We start from the raw sequence: 14673 nt of genomic DNA, 5'->3' as shown, positions 1-14673 counted from the left end.
CCCGTACCGTCAGGCACGCCACACCTGACCGCAGAGGGGGAAGCCATGAGCGAAGATCAGGGCACCACATCGCCGGTCGCCCTGCTGACTCGTGGGCAGTGCAGCTACGTGAACCATTTCGCGCTCGGCGAGTCCGTAGAAGAGATCGCACAGGGGCGCGACGTATCCCGTGCCACGGTTCTGGAGATGCGCCGAAAGATCATGAAGCGCCTCGGCCTCACCTCTCTCGATCAGTTTGAGGCATTCGCACAGCGATACGGTGACGAGGCGTGGGAGAGGACGTATCAGTAGCCGCCTGCTCAGCTCGCCTCGTCGCCGCCCCAGTCGTCCGGGCCACCGCCGCGCCACTCGATCAGCTCCGGATCATCCGGCCGGACCGCACCCTCGTCGAGGCCCGCGCGGCGCAGGAACTCGACCACGTCACGCCAGCCGTACGCGAGCCCCAAGATCGTCCCCTCGACCGACACGCGCCGGCCGCCGGTCGGGGACGGTGGATGCACGATCACGGGCGGTACGGCCATGCATCCAGCGTGCGCCGGGAGCGCCGGAAGCGCATGCTGAGCATGGAGGCGAGGGACATGCCGACATATGCGTATGAGCAGACATGGAGCTTCCCTGAGACCAGCGAACTCGGTCCGCTGATGATCCGCAGTACGAGCGAAGCGTCCAGTCCGGATGCGCTCGCTGAGCGCCTACGCCAGGAAGAGGAGGACTGGCAGGCTAACCAAGCAGACGACGATGCGATCGCCGCGCAATATGGGTGGCCCGCACGTAGAAGAGCAACCGGAAGACTGACCCGGATTTGCGTCTGGTCAACAAGCACGTTCGAAGGTGCAGCGGACCTGCAACTCGCTCTTTAGCGACGGCGCGGGCAACCGTCGATGGCCGCTACTTGCCGCGCGCGATCTGCCCGGCCCGATCCCCGCTGGTCTCGATCTGCTCGCCGATCTCGTCGTACGTCCGGCCCTCCCGATGCGCGGCGATGACCGCGTGCTGACGAATCTCCCTGACGAGTGAGTGCAACTCCGGCCACTCCCGGAGCAGTTTCGATGTCTCGCGTGCCCGCTGGATCGGGTCACTGATCGCCTCCAGTGCCCGTACAGCTTCGCGCACCGCGTCCGCCTCACCCGCCATGATCAGCACCTCCCGACCGGAGAGTAAGGCTGCACAGCACGGCAAACGAGGGGTACCCTTCGGAAAACGAGGGGTACCCCTCGCCGCGTCATGACGGGCCTCCGACGCCCGTCGACGCCCCTAAAACAAGATCGGCCCCCGGCGGTGTGGCTGCACTACCGGGGGCCTGACCACAGGAGAGGTGAGTCTCCATGGCTGAGCAGCAGCCTACCCACGCCCCGGACGGCGAGGCAGAGGCCCGCGTCCGCCGCCTCCAGGCCGAGGCCGCCGAGGCTTACGCCCACCACCAGGACCCGGCCACGACCGCAGCGGCCCGCGACCAGTCCGCCATCGCCCGCGCCCACGGCAACGAGAGCGGCGGCAACCGATGATCCACGCCGTCTTCAGCCCCACTCGCCGCATCCTCCGCGCCTTCAACGACGACGACCACGACACCGACAGTCGCATCCTCGCCGAGCGGGCCCTGGCGAAGAGCTACGGACGCGTACCCGGCGCCTACGTCGACGCCGTCTGCCCGATGCATCGTGAGCCGCGCTCCGACTGCGAGCCGTGCGAAACGCAGATGACCTGCCCGGATTGTGACTGGCCCGAGTACACCTGCGCTCGCCACCGCTGACCTCCGAGAGGCCGGGCCTGCACGTTGTCTGCGCGCCCGGCCGCCCCGTGACTGGAGCACTTCGTGAAACTGCACCGCCGCATCTGGCGCCGCTTCCGCAACCGATGCACCACGCCGCTCGCCCCGTCCAGTGCCCGCATCCCTTGGTGGGCATCGCTGTTCACCGACGCCGGCCGCCCCATCGTCACCGTCCTCGTCATGGTCATGTGCGCCCCCGGCGAGCACCACCTCGGCGTACTCGCCGGATGGGACACCCGCCTCGCATGGGGCATGGCCTCCGTCCTCGCCGCCTACGCGGGCATCGCCGCGGTGGTCGCGTCGCGCCGGCCGAAGGGCGCGCCGGGCAAGACGAGCGCGGTCGTCGGGGCGTGGCTGGCGCTCGGCGCCGCCATGGCCGCACAGCCTGTGTCGCATCTGTTCGTGACCGGGCACTGGTCCGCCGAGCCCCACGCTCCCGCGTGGCTCGTCGTGGTCGTCTCATGCGTGCCGCCGCTCGTCCTCGGTCACCTGCTGCACCTCGCCGCGACGCCCGTCGCGGCCCCGTCGACCAGCGTCGACACCGAGCAGGACACCCCCGTCGTCGAGCGCACTGACGAGGAGACGACCACCCCGGCACCGGCCGTACCGTCGGCCGAAGCAGCGCCCGCGCCGCAGCTGCCGCCCGCCGAGCCGGTCCGGCCGCCGATCGCCTACCGCGACCCGCGGTGCGCCGCCATTCGACCGCTCTACGACGGCGGCACTCGGCCCGGCACCGCCGCCATGCGCGATGCGCTGGAGGCCGCCGGTTACGGACGCGTCGGCGACTCCACGATCCGCGGCGTGATCCGTGCCGAGGTCGAGGAGCACGAGCCGCAGCTCGCCACCTACCCGCCGGCGCTCCCCGCAGCGCACACCGCCTGACGCCGTGACCGCTCCCGGCGCCGACGAGCTGCGGATGCGCTACCTGCTTCGCCGCCTTGGCGTCGGGCCCGACGCTTCACCTGAGGACCCCATGCCCGAGAACACCTCCCAGTCGCGGCCGGTCACACCGACCCGCGTCATCCCGGCCGGGCAGCCGTGGCCGCCCGTCGCCCGGCCCTTACCGCCCGGACCGCCCGGCCCGGGCGCCGTACCGCCGTGGCGAACCGCGCCCGCGGCCCCTCCGCCACCGCCCCCGCCGGTCGTCCCGCCGCGCACGTACCCGTGGCCCGACCCGCCGCCGCCCGGCCCGATCGAGGTCCGCGTCACCGTCGACCTCGTACGGCCGCCCGAGCCCGAGCCGGAATCGCGGAGGTGGGACTGGCTCACCTCGCGCCTGCGCCCGTGGGCGTCGCTGATCTCCGGCGTCATCGTCCTCGGCCCGTGGTTCGACGGGCGCAGCATGACCGGCGCGTGGTCCGCGACGCTGCACGAAGCGCGCACCGAAGCCGGGCTCCTGCCCGCCTACCTGATCGCTCTCGCCGGCGGCGCCCTCGCCTTCCTCGCCGACTACCGTCGCCCGCGCTGGTGGACTCGCGGTGCACTCATGATCGGCCTCGTCGGCGGCACCGGCGCCATGGGCTGGTACGACCCCGTGACTCTGCTGACAGGGGTACGCCCGTGAACACCGCTACGTCCCTTAGCCTCGGCGGTCTGGCCCTTTCCCTTGTCATCGCCTACGCCAACTTGTGGCCCTGGTGGAAGTCGGGCCACGACCCGAAGAAACTGATCCCGTTCGGGGAAGGGCTCGCCCTCGGCAGCGTGTCGACCATCTGCGCCGGCGGCCTCCTCGGCTGGCTCGCCGGATGCTCCGCAGGCGCCGGCAACACCGTCGGCAACAAGACGCTCAGCGGCGTGACCGGCGTCCAGGGCGGTGCCGCGCTCGGCCGCGGCGACCTCGGCCACCTCACACCGGAAGGCGCCGTCGTCGTCCTGCTGATGACCGTGGGCGTCGTCATCGCGTGGAAGGCCGCGGGGAAGAACGACAAGAAGCGCATTGCCGGGGGCGCCTTCGTCGGCACCACCCTGTGCCTCACCGCCGGCGCGGCCAACCTGCTCGGCTTCCTGCCCGAAGCGATCAACGCCATCGGGCAGCAGGGCCGCGCCACGCTGGAGGGGGCGGGCATCCTGTGAAGCGCCTCCGTCTCCTCGGTGATCGACTCTGGTACGGGTCGATCATCGTCGCCCGACGCCGGGCCGTCGCCCTCGCCGCATGGGTTCGCGCCTCGCCCACCAGCCGTGGCCGCGGCGTACGCCTCGCGCTGCTGCTCGCCGCCGGATGGGTCGCGGTACGCACTGCCCGCGCCATGCCATCCCTGCTGTGGATCGCCACCGCCGCGTGGCTCTGGGCTGCCCACCGCGCCGGCCGCGGACGCCTCGTTGCCCCCGCCGAAGCACCTGTCGAGGAGGCCCCCGCAGACGCTTCCGAGGGGTCCGCGGAGGACGCCTTTCGCACCCTCGTCTGGGACGCCATCGGGGACCGCCAAGGAGTGCACCTGCGGGACCTCCTCGCCCTCCTGCACCGGGCCGGTCAGCACCCCGAGTGGGAGGTGTCCGATCTGCGGTCGGTGTGCACCCGGCTGGGCATCCCCGTGCGGGATCGCGTGAGGGTGCGTGGGCGGGGCGTCACGGTGGGCGTGCACCGGGCTGATCTGGCCCCGGCCGAGGCCCCTTCTAGCCCCTCTCCCGAGAGCGGCCCCGCAGGGGCGTCCGGGCCCGGACTACACGCGGCGTGACCTGCGGAACTACGCCTTAACCACACTCCAACTACGGGGCCGACTACGGGCCCAACTACAGCCCCGGGGCGGCCGTCTGCTGCCAGGCGACCCGGCCGCCCCGGGCCCATCCCGGTCACGAGACAGGAGCGCCAGCATGGCACTGAACCACGACATGCCCATCCGCGATGAGAAGCGCAGTAGCGAGGAACCACAGCATGCACGGCACTACGCGGCCAGTACAGGCGGATGGACTAAGCCAGTGAGTAACCCCAAAAGTGAAGGGGATAGTCAGCGCCAAAGCCTTAATTAAACAGTGGTGTTAAGTGGCAAGCAGTGCACTTCGGAGTGCGCTACGGTGATGTCACATGCGTTGTTGAACACCTAGGTAGTAGCCAACATGGGCACCAGTAGTCCAAAGGTGTAACTATCTGTGTTCACCAACGCAGGAAGCCCGCCTCCAGTGGGCAAACCGGAGACGGGCCGAGTAGTACAGCTCAGAGCCCGGCCGTCCTCAATCCGGCCGGGCTCTGTGAGCTACAGCCGACAACGGCGGGTTGCTGCCACCTACTGCTGGCAGCGCTGCACTACATCAACGACAAGCAGCGACAGTACGGGCCACCAATCCACGATGGCCTGCACCCACTTCTGTCGGCGCCGATGGCATCGACAATCGCAGTCGTCGTCCACTTACACCACCTCCTCGTCCCTGAGACCCGGTCGGGTCACGGTCGCCCGCGTTGGTGGCGCGGGCTCACCAGCCGTTTTGCGACTGGCTAGTTGAGGTGGGACGAGGCGGAGCAGGATCAGCATATGGGACCGGCCGGGTCACGGATGCACACTCTCGTATATCCGTGTCGCTCTGCGCGCCGAGGCCCTTGCTGTGCTGCGAATGACACCACCCAAGATCCCAGCCCGAAGAAAGTTCGTACCCTCCCCACCAGGGAGGCGAGTGGACATGGCCACGAAGATCAACACCGACATAGCAACGGCACGCGAACAGCAGGTCATCGACATGCGCGTCCGCCGCCGCATGCAGTTCCGCGAGATCGCCGCAGAGCTGGGCATCAACGTCAAGAGCGCCCACGAGGCGTGGAAGCGCGGGATGCGCCGCTGGGCCGAAGCCGCCGCCGAGCAGCGCGACGCCGAGATCGGCCGCCAACTCGCCACCCTGGAGGCGCTGCTCGACGGGCTCATGCCCAAGGCCGTCACCGGGGACGCCCGCGCCGCCGAGGTCATCATCAAGGCCCTCGACCGGCACGCCCGGCTCCTCGGCCTCGACGCCCCCGTCAAGGTCGACGCCAAGCTGACCGACGCGCTCACCGCGGAAGTCGAAGCGCTGGCCGACGAGATCGCCGAGCGGGCCCGGTGAGCAGCCTCACCGCCGAGCAGCGGGCGCGGCTGGAGCGCATGAGCCCGGCCGCGCTCCGTGCCCTGCGCGACCGCCTCGCCGCCCGCCTGTGGCAAGACCGGTGGGACTCGTGGACACCGTACGAGTGGCAGGTCCCCCCGGCCGAGATCGAGACGCACGGCATGTGGCTTCAGCTCGGCGGGCGCGGCACCGGCAAGACCGACGGCTGCGCCCGGTACGCCGTTGCGCACGTCAACGGCCCGCCGTGTGACGAGCGCGTCCCCGGCGGCCACCGGCTCAGCATCATCGCTCCGACGCAAGGTGACGCCGTCGAGTCCGCCGTCAACGGGCCCTCCGGCATTCGCGCGCACGACCCGCGCGTCGTCGTCCGTACGACCGTCGGCGGCACCCACGTGCGGTGGCCATCCGGCGCCGAAGCGAAGCTGTTCGGAGCCCACTCGCCGGACGACATCGAGCGCCTGCGCTCCGGCGGTAACAGGTGCTTGGTCTGGCTGGAGGAGGCTGCCGCGATGCGGCGCCTCGGCGACGCCCTCGTCCACTCCGCGATGGGCCTGCGCCTCGGGCCCCGGCCCCACTACATCGCGTCGACCACGCCGAAGCCGCGCCGGGAGATCCGCGACCTGATCGCCCGTGCCGACGTGCACCTGACCCGTGGCCGGACCCGCGACGCCATCCACCTGCCCGCCCTCATGCGGTCGAAGCTGATCGCGCAGTACGCCGGCACCCGATTGGAGCGCCAAGAGCTGGACGGTGAACTGATCAGCGACGTGGAAGGCGCGCTCTGGTCGTGGGGCCTGCTCGACGCGACCCGTGTCGGCGCGGTGCCGGACACCGCCCGCCTCGTCGTCGCCGTCGACCCGGCGGCCACCTCGCACGACGAGTCCGACGAGATGGGCATCATCGTGGCTGGCCTGTCCCGGCAATACATCCCGGACCTGAACGGAATGGTGAGGCCGCACGGGTACGTGATCGATGACCTGTCCGGCCGGATGCCGCCAATCGACGCTGCTCGACGGGCCGTCGAGGCGTACCACGCCCACCGGGCGGACGCGATCGTCGCCGAGGTGAACAACGGCGGCGAGTGGATCGGGACCGTGGTACGGCAGGTCGACCCGACGGTCAACTACCGCACGGTCACGGCCAGCCGTGGGAAGGCCACGCGCGCCGAGCCGGTCGCCGCCCTCTTCGAGCAGCGCGCCGCCCACATCGTCGGCAGCTTCCCTGAGCTGGAGGAACAGCTCACCACCTGGGTACCGGGCGACGACTCCCCGGACCGGCTCGACGCCCTCGTCTGGGCCCTCACCGATCTCATGCTCGCCCCCGCGGGCAACCTCGCCGCGGTCGCATAGGAGGACCAGTGGGACGACTCAGAGACGCGCTCGACGTGGCGCGCGGCCGGCGCTCCGTCAGCAGTCTCGACCAGCTGCGGGACCGCCGCCCCATCACCGTGGCCAGCATCGGCGGGCAGCAGTCCCTCACTCTCGACCTCGACGCCGAGGCTCGTGGGTACGCGCACAGCGCGGTGGCGTACCGATGCGTAGCGGCCATCGCTGACAACGGCAGCAGCGTGCCGCTGGTGGTGCGGCGCCCGGACGGCGAGGCCATCGAGGGCCACGAGGTCACGCACCTGTTCAACAAGCGGCCGAACCCGCAGATGAGTGCCCGCGCCTTCAAGTCGATCATCTTGCAGCAAGGGGAGTTGGCCGGGCAAAGCTTCGTGTGGCTCGACCGCGGCGAGACCGGGCTCGGCCCGATCGCCGAGGCGCACCCGGTATACGACGACGTGCAGGTCGTGGTGAACAAGCCCATCGCGCAGCGACCGACGACCGCCGACATCGTGGGCTTCGTGATCAACCGGGCCGACGGCGCCCGCGTCCCTGTGCTGCCCGACGAGATGCTGTGGCTCCGGTATCCGCACCCGTTCGACCCGCTCGGCTGCCTCGCCCCGTGGAAGGCCGCACGGCACGTGGTGGACATGGACGCGTACGCCCGCGAGTGGCAGCGCCGCTCCTACGCCAACGGCGCGTCCCCGTCGGGTGTGCTGTACCTCGGAGATCAGACAGAGCAGCAGTTCGCGCAGAGCCGCGCGTCGTGGCGGGCCTCGATGCAGGGGCCGGAGAATGCCGGCAAGACACTGCTCGTCGCCTCGCCGCCGGGGTCGCAGGGCAAGGGCATCGAGTACGTCCGGGTGGGCCTGACCACGGAGGAGATGGACTACCTCGAATCCCGCATGGCCAACAGTGCGGAAGTGATGTTGGCGTTCGGGGTGCCACACGACTACCTCGCCGCGGGTACGACGTACGAGAACCGCGCCGCGGCCCGCAGCACGCTGTGGTCCGACACGATCAAACCGAAGCTGGAGATCATCGGCTCCGAGATCGACCGCATCTTGCTGCCCTCGGACAGTGAAGAGGCCGAGTTCGATCTGTCCGGTGTCGAGGCTCTGCAAGAGGCGCAGGACTCGAAGGCGAACCGGGCTCGCGCGAGCATGTACGCGGACATCACGACCGTGGACGAGGCGCGGGCCGTCCTCGGTTACGACCCGCTCCCCGGCGGGATCGGCGGCCACACCCTGACGCCGTACCGTGCCCAGTTCGCGCCCGTGCAGGGGCAGACCAGCGGGGACGACGTACGGTCGTGGGACGCGGACTTCTCCCGCCTGCCCAGCCCGGACGTGGACACCATCGTCGCGCGGGCCGTCGAGACGACGCTCTCCCGCCTGCTGGGAAAGACGCAGGTAGACGACCCGTCGGCGCCCGTCCGGCGTGAGCTGACGCGCGCGGACGACGGCCCGTCGTCGCCGTCGCTAGCGGAGATCGCCGAGGCGTACGAGGCGCTGGAGGCGGCCGGCCGGTCGGCGGTGCGGGCCCTCGCGCGGGAGCAGCGGGAACGTGTGCTGCGGGACTTCGATCGGCTGATGAAGAAGCCGCAGCGCTCCACCGACTGGCTCGCCGAGGTGCGCGCGGAGGCGTGCGCGCTGGCCCGCGAGGACACCGTCCGCCTCGCGCCGCCGGACCCCGAGGCGACCACCGCGGACCGGATGACGGACCTCGATATCGCCGTCGGCCCGGAGGGCTGGGAGCAGCGGATCAAGGTCCGCGATCTGTTCGACGGCGGGTACTGGCGACGCCGGACGCGAGAGGTGCTGCGACCGTTCGTCGAGCGGGCATGGCGCCGCGGCGGCGCCACGATCACCGCCTCGTTCGACCTCGACGAACCCGCCGTCGCCGAAGCCCTGGACGACCGCATCGACGAGCTGGCCGGCCGCGTGACCGCGACGACCGAGGCCGTGCTCCGGTCGCAGCTCCTCGCGTACGGCGTGGCCGAGGGCGAGTCGGTGCCCGAGCTGCGGGCTCGGATTCAGAAGGTGTTCACCGACCTCAGCGACTACCGAGCGACGATGATCGCTCGGACCGAGTCGGTCGGCGGGTACAACGCCGCGTCGCACATGGCCGCGCTGGATGCCGGTGCTGTGCGTAAGACGTGGCTGGCCACGGCCGACGCGCGTACCCGCGAGACGCACCGCGAGGAGAACGGCCGCAGCGTCGCCCTGAACAAGCGCTTCGCCTTGACCAAGAGCAGGTGGCCTGCGGACCCGACGGCGCCCGCGTCGCAGGCGATCCAGTGCAGGTGTGCTCTCACCTTCCAGTTCGAGGAGGACTGACCTATGCCCCGACGCAAGAAGACACCGAAGCTGACGTTGGAAGACATCGGCTACATGGGGCCGCCGCCCGTCCCCGCCCCTCGCCTGTTCACGCTGGAGCGTGACCGAGACCTGAGCGGCATCTCAGGGACCGGCACCGTGGCCGATGGTGTCGTGTGGCCGGACGGCACCGTGTCGATCCGGTGGCGCGGCGACCGTCCGTCGACCGTGACCTGGGGTTCCCTTGAAGACGCCGAATACGTCCATGGGCATGGCGGCGCTACCCGCTTCGTGTGGGACGACCGCACCGAGGAGGATTGACGTGGCGACGCTGCTGCGTGGTGAGGTCCGCGCGATCCTCCAGCCCGCCGGACACGCCCAATACAGGGGCGCCTACTGCCCGCCCGGCGTGCCGTTCGCCCAGGTGCGAAGGGGCCCGTTCGACGGCAAGACAGACATCGCAGTCCGCCCGGACCCGGACGGCGAACTGCCCCGGCACATGACGTTCGGCGGCGGCTCCGTCGTCTACGAGTACGACGGCCGGGACAAGAGCGGCCGGGCGGTGTACCGGTACGCGCCGCGCCTCTCCCCGGCGCACCAGGAAGTCATGAAGGGCGTGGCCGAGGTCTACGCCGAGCACGCGCTCAAGCAGGCCGGAGGCCAGTGATGACCGAGATCGAATTCCGCGCGGCCGTCGACATCGACCTCCGCGCCGCCGACGCTGACGACGGCACGTTCGAGGGGCTGGCCTGCCGGTACGGCGTGGTCGATAGCTACGGCACCACCTTCCATCAGCGGGTGTTCCGTAAGGGCCTCAAGGGGCAGTACGCCATGCTGTTCATGCACTCCCCGATGCAGCCCGTCGGCACCTTCACCGCCGAGGAGCGCGACGACGGCCTGTACATCTCCGGCCGGTACGACGACACGGCCGCCGGCCGCGACGCACGCACCATGGCCCGCAGCGGCTCGGCGCCGGAGTTGTCCGTGGGTTTCGTGCGTACGGACCTGCCCGACTGGGACAAGCTCGCCGAGATGGATGACGACAAGCGCCGCGACGTGATGGAGAACATCCGGTCGGCCCGGCTCGTCGAGGTCAGCCAGATCACCGCGCGCATGGCCGCGGTGCCCGGCTCGAAGCTGAAGACGGTCCGCTCGGCGCTCGGCGCCTTGTACGAGGACATCGACGCCCCCGCTCCCTCTCTCGACGAGCAGGTCCGCGCCGACCGCGATCGGGTGGTCGAGGAGCAGCGCCGGGCCCGACAGCGGCGGGCGGCGGCGCTGCGTCTCGCCACGGTGGGAGGTGCGTGATGGCGCGGCGGTTCACGAGCAAGGCGCAGTGGCGCATGGCGTTTGCGAGGAAGCTGCCGTTCGCCCGGCGGTGGGCGCACCGCAACCAGCGCTCCGCCCCGTACCGGTCGCTGCCGCGGCACCACCGCGGGGCGCGACGACGCAGGTAGACGCCCGTCGTCGCCGCGAATGACACCACCCCCCACCGCGGTACGCGACATGTGATCTACCCTCGCCGCATTGATCCGGGCCGCCTGTACCGGACGTGAAAGCCACAGGCTTGCCGGGCGCGATCCACCGGCCGTGAAAGACGGACGCAGACCCCAGACATCTGGGCGGCTGCGACCCGCCCACGGACCGGAAGGCACCGCGATGAGCACACGCGCGAAGCCCATCGGTCGCCGCCGCGACGGACGACCGATCTACCCCATCAAGGGCGCGGCCCCGACCCTCACCGAACAGCGCGACGAGATCGTCCGCCTCCTCCAGGACGACTCGTACGAGGGCGACCTCGACGAGCTGATGAAGCGCGCCGACGACATCGCCGCGAAGATCGAGCAGGCCAACAACCGGGAGTCCCGGCTGCGGGCCCTGCGCGCCGCCGCTCTCCCCGCCGGCGACCCCGACCCGCAGCCGCAGCACCGCCGCACCGAGCCGGGCCAGCAGCCCGACGACCAAGGCCGCGAACACCCGGTCAGCGTGGCCGAGGCGTTCGTACGCTCCGAGGCGCTGCGCGCCTTCCGTGAGCGCGGCCTGCGCGGCGAGTCCAGCGCCGTCACCTACGACTACCGCGACGCACCGACCGGAACGGTCACCACCGGCAACGGCGTGCCAGCCGTCCCGCAGCGCGTCCCCGGCCAGATCCCGGTCAACCCCGACTTCCCGCTCCTGATCGCCAACCTGCTCGACCGGCAGACCAGCAGCGGCAACACGCTGGAGTACGTACGCGACACGACCGGACCGGTCGCCGGTACCGGCACGTGGAACAAGGCCACTGTCGTGCCCGAGGGGACGATGAAGCCTCAGTCGGGCCCGTTCTCCTGGGACCTGATCACCACGTCGCTCAAGACGTGTGCGCACTGGGTGCCGATCACCCGGCAGGCCGCGGACGACGACGGTCAGATGATGGGTTACATCCAGGGCCGGTTGACGTACGGCCTGGAGTACAACAGGGATCGCCAGATCCTCAACGGCAACGGCACCAGCGAGATGCAGGGCATTCTGACCACGCCCGGCATCGGCACGTACCGACCCGGCGTCGGGTCGACGGACGCCAAATTGATCACCGTCCGCAAGGCCAGGACTCAGGCCGAACTGGCGCTGTACCCGCCGGACTCGGTCGTGATGAACCCGCTCGACTGGCAGGACATCCAGCTGGACGAGGACCGCAACGGTCAGTTCCGGGTGATCACGTCCGTCACGGACCCGAGCGCGCCGCTGCGTCTGTGGGGGCTGACCGTCGTCACCTCCGTCTCGATGGCCGCCGGCACCGCGTTGCTTGGCGGCTTCCGCACCGGGGCCACGCTGTGGGAGCGGCAGGGGATCACGATCCTGATGTCCGACTCGCACGCGGACCTGTTCCTCGCGAACACGCTGGTCATCCTCGCCGAGTGCCGCGCGAACGTCGCCGTCCACACCCCGCGCGCGTTCGTGAAAATCACCTTCGCCGCCGCCACCGCCTGACGCGCTGGCCCCACCCACCACGACACCGTGAGGAGGCCAGCGATGGCCGCACGCAAGAACCCCGACGAGCAGCCGACCCCGGCGGCCGTCGTCCGCACGCAGGAGTACGCCGCCGGCGTCGGCTGGGAAGTCGGCCAGTCCGCGCCGGACGACGCGTACCGCGCGCTCGACGACCACAGTGCGCCGACCGGACCGGTCGTCCACTCCCACCCCGGTGGCCATGCCCGGCTGATCGTCGCCAAGGGCGCCACGGTCACCGAGGGCGCCCGGCGCGAGCTGGACGCCGCCGACACCGAGCAGGCCGAGGGCTGATCGGTGTACTGCTCCGTGGCACAGGCGCGCACCGCGGGGTGCACCGGGTCGGACCCGGAGGTCACCGCGTGGATCACGGCTGCCATGGAGCGGATCACCGCGTACACGCAGCAGGCGTTCGAGCCCACTGTGATGGCGGTGGTCGCGGACGTGGCGCCGGGAGGCTTGGTGCTCCTCCCGCGCCGCGTCCGCACGGTCACCACCGTGATGCCCGTCTGCGACGGGTACGAACGCCCGTCGATCCCGGCGTCGGCGTACCGCGTCACCTCATCTGACGTGCTCGGACAGGTCGACGCCGTACACCTGGCATGGGTCGGCTGGGACGACCTGATCGCCGGAGCCGAGTCGTGGTCCGGTGGGTGGTCCGCGCTGTTCGAGGGCTGGGGTGTGGAACAGGTCCGCGTCGAGGGGGAGTACGGCTACGCCTCCGTACCGCCCACGGTCATGCAAGCCACCGCGCTCCTCGCCGCGCACATCCAGGCGCAGGCCGCGCCGTCCGATGCCGACGCTGCCCGCGATCCGCGGCTCGATGTGGACGACGAGGGCAACAACGTCCACATCGAGGACGAGTCAGCGGCGGAGACGCCCGTCGTCTCGGCTGCCGCGTCGACCGGATCGACACAGGTAGACGCCCTCCTCGCGCCCTACCTCAACAGCGGCTCGCTGGTCTTGGGGGGCGTGTGATGGCCCGGTACTTCGACACGTCCGCGTCCGCCCGAATCAACACCCGTGCGTACGAGCGGGGACTCAGGCGCTACCTCGGCCGCATGTCCGACGACGTGCGGAAGGCTGTCGAGCGCACGGGCACCGATGTGCAGAACGAGGCCCGGCGCCTCGCGCCGGTCGACACCGGGCGGCTCCGCTCCTCCATCGTCGCGCGGCAGACCGGCGGCGGTCGCCGCGTCGGCTACGAGGTCGGCACGAACGTGGGCTACGCGGCGGCGGTCGAGTACGGGACAGCGCCGCACGTCATCGTGCCGAAGAACCGCAAGGCTCTGTACTGGCCTGGCGCGGCGCACCCGGTCGGCAAGGTCAACCACCCCGGCACCGCCGCCCGCCCCTTCCTGCGGCCGGCGATCGAGCGCACCGACTTCTTCTTCCGCTTCCACATGGCCGGCATCCGGGGAGGCCGCTGATGGCTGCGTCCACCTCCAGCGCCATCAAGGCGTACGTGGAATCGCTCGGCTCTGGCGTGCCCGTCTTCCGTGACGGGCCGCGGCCGGGGCAGGCCGAGCCGTACATCGTCGTCCAGGAGGCGGTGAGCGTGGGCCTCGACCCGGTGGCGCGCGGCGACTTCGGCGATCCGAACGCCGAGATCAACATCATCGAGATCGCGAGCGTCGATCTCATCCAGCGGGCCCGTGTCAAGACCGGCGCACGCACCGCCAAGGTCACCGAGCGGTACGGCCTCGCCGAATCCCTCGCCCACGCGCTGCACGGCTGCCGCCTCCCCGCCCACCCCGCACCCGTGCACGGCGTACGCGTGACCAGCCTCGACCGCTTCCCGATCTCCGACAACCGCGTCCGCCACTCGATCACCGTCGAGATCCGGCGCGGCCTGCTCTCCGCCGAGGTGACCCCCGCATGAGCGCCACCTACATCCCCCTCGACCGCGCCGAGGTCGTCCTCTGCCTCGACCGGCGCATCCCCGCGCAGCCCGGCCGGCCAATGGTCCGCGTCCCGGCGGACGCCGAGGTGCAGACCGGCGGCGTCGCCGTGCACCGCGTCGAGGGCCAGCCCGGATACCTCTACTACCTGCTCGACGGCTGCATCTACGAGCAGGACGCCGGCCGCCTGGACGACCTCCCCGAGCAGATCCCCGGCGCCGTGCTGACGGTCGTGCCGGGCGACATCCCGCCGGACCGGCCGCCGTCGACCACCCCGGATTTCCCGTGGGACCCGCCGGTGCCGCCGGAGGGCGACGCCACGACCACCCCCGCCGAGTAAGGGCCGG

At 70.9% G+C, this 14673-nt stretch carries 20 protein-coding genes; 18 read left to right on the top strand and 2 right to left on the bottom strand.

Going from position 1 to position 14673, the window contains the following annotated elements; genetic code table 11:
• Positions 1-45 precede the first annotated feature (45 nt).
• A complete protein-coding gene (locus CP973_RS39895) occupies positions 46-291 on the top strand; it encodes a helix-turn-helix transcriptional regulator (RefSeq protein WP_167538280.1) in 246 nt (81 codons plus the stop codon).
• An 8-nt stretch (positions 292-299) separates the two neighbouring features.
• On the opposite strand, the gene CP973_RS07015 is transcribed toward CP973_RS39895, so the two are convergent.
• Positions 300-521 carry a hypothetical protein gene (locus tag CP973_RS07015; protein WP_150238537.1) on the bottom strand — a complete coding sequence of 74 codons (222 nt, stop codon included), beginning with the start codon at positions 519-521 and terminating at the stop codon, positions 300-302.
• 367 nt (positions 522-888) lie between these two features.
• Complete coding sequence (locus CP973_RS07010; protein WP_150238536.1) at positions 889-1134, bottom strand: hypothetical protein; 246 nt, start codon at positions 1132-1134, stop codon at positions 889-891.
• A 191-nt stretch (positions 1135-1325) separates the two neighbouring features.
• Here CP973_RS07010 and CP973_RS07005 point away from each other — a divergent pair, with 191 nt between their 5' ends.
• The 17 genes from CP973_RS07005 (at position 1326) to CP973_RS06925 (ending at position 14666) form a co-directional block, all read left to right on the top strand.
• Positions 1326-1505 carry a hypothetical protein gene (locus tag CP973_RS07005; RefSeq protein ID WP_150238534.1) on the top strand — a complete coding sequence of 60 codons (180 nt, stop codon included), beginning with the start codon at positions 1326-1328 and terminating at the stop codon, positions 1503-1505.
• Entirely contained in the window at positions 1502-1750 is a 249-nt protein-coding gene (locus CP973_RS07000) for a hypothetical protein (protein ID WP_150238532.1), read from the top strand. The genes CP973_RS07005 and CP973_RS07000 overlap by 4 nt, the downstream gene beginning before the upstream one ends.
• A 63-nt stretch (positions 1751-1813) precedes the next feature.
• Entirely contained in the window at positions 1814-2650 is an 837-nt protein-coding gene (locus tag CP973_RS06995; RefSeq protein WP_244409307.1) for a hypothetical protein, read from the top strand.
• A gap of 4 nt (positions 2651-2654) precedes the next feature.
• On the top strand, positions 2655-3332 hold the full coding sequence (locus tag CP973_RS06990; protein ID WP_167538279.1) for a hypothetical protein: 678 nt from the start codon (positions 2655-2657) through the stop codon (positions 3330-3332).
• Positions 3329-3841 (top strand): hypothetical protein, encoded by a 513-nt coding sequence (locus CP973_RS06985; RefSeq protein ID WP_150238528.1) that lies wholly within the window; start codon positions 3329-3331, stop codon positions 3839-3841. The genes CP973_RS06990 and CP973_RS06985 overlap by 4 nt, the downstream gene beginning before the upstream one ends.
• A gap of 1539 nt (positions 3842-5380) precedes the next feature.
• Positions 5381-5794, top strand: coding sequence for a hypothetical protein (locus CP973_RS06980; RefSeq protein WP_150238526.1), 414 nt, complete (start codon positions 5381-5383; stop codon positions 5792-5794).
• The gene (locus tag CP973_RS06975) at positions 5791-7143 is read left to right on the top strand and encodes a phage terminase large subunit family protein (RefSeq protein WP_244409306.1); all 1353 of its coding nucleotides are present in this window, start codon (positions 5791-5793) and stop codon (positions 7141-7143) included. The genes CP973_RS06980 and CP973_RS06975 overlap by 4 nt, the downstream gene beginning before the upstream one ends.
• 8 nt (positions 7144-7151) lie before the next feature.
• A complete protein-coding gene (locus tag CP973_RS06970; protein WP_150238524.1) occupies positions 7152-9458 on the top strand; it encodes a phage portal protein in 2307 nt (768 codons plus the stop codon).
• Positions 9459-9461: 3 nt separating this feature from the next.
• On the top strand, positions 9462-9758 hold the full coding sequence (locus CP973_RS06965; protein WP_244409305.1) for a hypothetical protein: 297 nt from the start codon (positions 9462-9464) through the stop codon (positions 9756-9758).
• Position 9759: 1 nt separating this feature from the next.
• Entirely contained in the window at positions 9760-10104 is a 345-nt protein-coding gene (locus CP973_RS06960) for a hypothetical protein (protein WP_150238522.1), read from the top strand.
• Positions 10104-10745: an HK97 family phage prohead protease gene (locus CP973_RS06955; RefSeq protein WP_150238520.1), complete on the top strand. Its 642-nt coding sequence runs from the start codon at positions 10104-10106 to the stop codon at positions 10743-10745. The genes CP973_RS06960 and CP973_RS06955 overlap by 1 nt, the downstream gene beginning before the upstream one ends.
• Positions 10746-11096: 351 nt before the next feature.
• A complete protein-coding gene (locus CP973_RS06950) occupies positions 11097-12407 on the top strand; it encodes a phage major capsid protein (protein ID WP_208853141.1) in 1311 nt (436 codons plus the stop codon).
• 42 nt (positions 12408-12449) lie between these two features.
• The gene (locus tag CP973_RS06945; RefSeq protein ID WP_150238518.1) at positions 12450-12719 is read left to right on the top strand and encodes a hypothetical protein; all 270 of its coding nucleotides are present in this window, start codon (positions 12450-12452) and stop codon (positions 12717-12719) included.
• A gap of 15 nt (positions 12720-12734) precedes the next feature.
• On the top strand, positions 12735-13403 hold the full coding sequence (locus CP973_RS06940) for a hypothetical protein (RefSeq protein WP_208853140.1): 669 nt from the start codon (positions 12735-12737) through the stop codon (positions 13401-13403).
• Positions 13403-13855, top strand: a complete 453-nt coding sequence (locus CP973_RS06935; protein ID WP_150238514.1) for an HK97-gp10 family putative phage morphogenesis protein — start codon at positions 13403-13405, stop codon at positions 13853-13855. Before CP973_RS06940 ends, CP973_RS06935 begins: the two co-directional genes overlap by 1 nt.
• Positions 13855-14307 (top strand): hypothetical protein, encoded by a 453-nt coding sequence (locus CP973_RS06930; protein ID WP_150238512.1) that lies wholly within the window; start codon positions 13855-13857, stop codon positions 14305-14307. The genes CP973_RS06935 and CP973_RS06930 overlap by 1 nt, the downstream gene beginning before the upstream one ends.
• Entirely contained in the window at positions 14304-14666 is a 363-nt protein-coding gene (locus tag CP973_RS06925; protein WP_150238510.1) for a hypothetical protein, read from the top strand. The genes CP973_RS06930 and CP973_RS06925 overlap by 4 nt, the downstream gene beginning before the upstream one ends.
• Positions 14667-14673: the final 7 nt, after the last annotated feature.

It is taken from the genome of Streptomyces albofaciens JCM 4342 (genome assembly GCF_008634025.1).
GTDB classification, from domain to species: domain Bacteria; phylum Actinomycetota; class Actinomycetes; order Streptomycetales; family Streptomycetaceae; genus Streptomyces; species Streptomyces albofaciens.
Note: the sequence above shows the minus strand (reverse complement) of the source record. Positions and strands in the feature narration are given on the sequence as shown.